The following is a 2438-nucleotide window of genomic DNA, read 5'->3' on the forward strand; positions in this document are numbered from 1 at the left end:
ACTGAGCCTACTGAGCCTACTGAGCCTACTGAGCCTACTGAGCCTACTGAGCCTACTGAGCCTATATTAGACACAGATGGTGATGGAATTGCCAATACCAATGATACCGATGATGACAACGATGGCGTATTGGATGTCAATGATCACTACCCACTCGATCCGACCCGTCATGACAAGCTTAAAGCAAGCTTAACAAGTGCTACCCTGTCTCATACGATTGGTTCTTCAGTGAAGGATGTTAAGCATCTTTCAATTACCGGAACTAACATCGATTGGTTGCTACTCGACAGCACTAGTTGGCTCTCAATCAGTGACAGAATCGGTACCGGTGATACTACAGTCGAGCTTTCGATCATCGATTACAACTTAACTCCAGGTTCACATTCCACCACTGTAACGTTACGTGATAGGACTGATGGTTCAGAATCACAGATCCAAATTTCAGCTGAATTTACTTTGCCCGAGTTAACACTGAGCAATGATAGCGTCACACTTGATATTTCGGATGGATTTGAGCCTGTTTCTGACAACCTCGACGTCAGCTTAAACACTGGTGACCGCGTTCACCTCGTAACAGTATCACTTCCTGCAGGTTTACAATCCTCCTCCGTATACGCTTCGAACACCGCTAAAACGCTTGATATAAATCTGACCTCCCAGGAGAATATAAGCGAAGGCCTTAACACCTTTACGGCAACGGCTTCAGCCCAAGTAGGTGATCACACTATCAACAAACAGTTTGACATCAATGTTCTTGCTTCTCGTCACTCACTCGTTGTGCCTGATCGCGGCGTGGCCTTAACTAAGTTTCCTACAAAGCAACGTCTGACTGCTGAAATCGATATCTTAGATAGCTACGGCTTTACAGACACTCTTTGGAAAGCTTCGACAGAAGCCCCTTGGTTAACAGTAACAAACTCTGGAACCACGTTAGATAAGCTACAGCTTTCTGCAGATACTAGCGGCTTAGCAAGTAACCAACTGCACGAGGCGGAAATTGTCGTCGTAGCAGATGACGCGAGTATTGCCAATAGCAATAGCATTCGTGTCAGCCTATGGGTTGGCGACACCGATCCAGCAGATAAGCAAGTAATACCAGAAAAAGCCAGCAATGTAGCCGCTGACCCTGTTAGACCTTACATATACATCAATGATGGTGCCGCTGACTCAGCTGAAATCAGCGTTTATCATAGCCATACTCAGGAGTACGTCGCAGGGCTATCTCCTGGCGCGACTCACCAGTTTGGTGAGATCAAAGTGAGTGAGGACGGGAGATGGTTGTACAGTGGCTTAGATGGCAACAGTATTGCTGTCTTTGATCTAACAACCTTTAACCTACATACGATTTGGTCAGGTAATGATGGGATCGCAGAGATGTTTACCATTACAGAGCCATCAGGTGTACCACTGATCGTTGCACCTGGCGGTAACGTTTACCACGCGAATACGGGAGCACGACTTAATATACGTGGTGATGGTCACTGGCTATCGGCATTCGCATGGTATCAAGGCGATAACATTCTTGCGGCCAGTCAGTTTGGTAATCGTTTCTGTTCGACAGAATCTGGCCTATCGCCATACACATTGCACTGTTATGAGCTTACCTACAACAGCTACCGCGACGATGTCAAAGTAGAACATATCGCTACAGCGCCACACGGTACAGATTCGTTCGCTACCGGCTTAGCCATCAACAACGATGGTAGCGTCGTCTATCCGGTTGGGTCCTCGCTGCTCGCTCTTGATGTCGATAGCATGCAGGTTACGCAGGTATTTACCACCGACGGATACGCCGCGGGCTCAGCAATGGGCGAGAACAACGAAGTTCATGCCACCACAAGTAACTACTATGGCGACAAAGATGTGTGGATCTTCAGGTCGGATGGCTCACAGCGTTACAGCGGTGACGCTTCAGGCGGTTACAATAGCATTTACAGTGAGCTTGATGTGTCAGGCGATGGATATCAAACCTATGTCATCGATGACAAGCAACTCATTATTATGAACAGCTATTAAACATCAATGCCCAGTCAACTGACTGGGCATTTTTTTGCGCCAGGCTGTTTCTTTTTCTGCAACCACAATGAACACCTTCAATACTGCCAAACTACTTCCTGACAAAATCGCCAGATACTACTGCGTCATCAAGGCTTTTAGATATCTAGAAAAGAACTAAGCAAAACGAAAAAAGCCCCGACATTACTGTCGGGGCTTTAAAATCATGGAGGCGCCTCCCGGAATCGAACCGAGGTCCACGGATTTGCAATCCGCTGCATAGCCACTCTGCCAAGGCGCCTTTATTTTTTTGCTCAGTTGAGCTGAATTGAGATGGTGCCCCGGGCCGGACTTGAACCGGCACAACGCGAACGTCGAGGGATTTTAAATCCCTTGTGTCTACCAATTCCACCACCAGGGCACACAAATTTCTTTGTGATGCC

General features: G+C 47.3%; 1 protein-coding gene and 2 tRNA genes. 1 reads left to right on the top strand and 2 read right to left on the bottom strand.

The features are described 5' to 3' along the window. Nucleotides 1-2016: NHL repeat-containing protein (locus AC4MRV_RS20900; RefSeq protein ID WP_491189225.1), on the top strand; the 2016-nt coding region annotated here is incomplete at its 5' end. 206 nt (nucleotides 2017-2222) lie between these two features. Here AC4MRV_RS20900 and AC4MRV_RS20905 read toward each other — a convergent pair. Next, nucleotides 2223-2296 (bottom strand) — tRNA-Cys (locus AC4MRV_RS20905). Between the two features lie 33 nt (nucleotides 2297-2329). Continuing rightward, nucleotides 2330-2416, bottom strand: a tRNA-Leu gene (locus tag AC4MRV_RS20910). Nucleotides 2417-2438: the final 22 nt, after the last annotated feature.

The organism is Vibrio sp. (assembly GCF_984391705.1).